Source organism: Pseudoalteromonas sp. SG44-1 (assembly GCF_014164315.1).
Lineage (GTDB): Bacteria > Pseudomonadota > Gammaproteobacteria > Enterobacterales > Alteromonadaceae > Pseudoalteromonas > Pseudoalteromonas rhizosphaerae.
Window position 1 is genome coordinate 1 of sequence record NZ_JACJEW010000264.1, and the last position, 352, is coordinate 352.

At 40.3% G+C, this 352-nt stretch carries 1 rRNA gene; it reads left to right on the forward strand.

Annotation, left to right across the window (positions count from 1 at the left end):
* Nucleotides 1-239 precede the first annotated feature (239 nt).
* A 16S ribosomal RNA gene (locus tag H5187_RS24095) occupies nt 240-352 on the forward strand; the annotation flags it as partial.

Genomic DNA, 352 nt, shown 5'->3' on the forward strand with positions numbered 1-352 from the left:
GTTCTTTAACAATATAAAGCAATCATCTGTGTGGGCACTCGTACAGATTGAGTTCTAACAGCCAAGCTACTTAGGTAGTGAGGCAAACAAATTTAGAGTCTCAATTTAAACTGAGTGACCAACAGAATAGTTACTTCGGTAATTATTCAGCACAGTCAATTCAACATCGAAAGATGTTAAATAAATTCAGAATTCATTGAGCAGTCTCATCTCTTAATTGAGTGAGAAGAAAAAACTTTTAATTGAAGAGTTTGATCATGGCTCAGATTGAACGCTGGCGGCAGGCCTAACACATGCAAGTCGAGCGGTAACAGAGAGTAGCTTGCTACTTTGCTGACGAGCGGCGGACGGG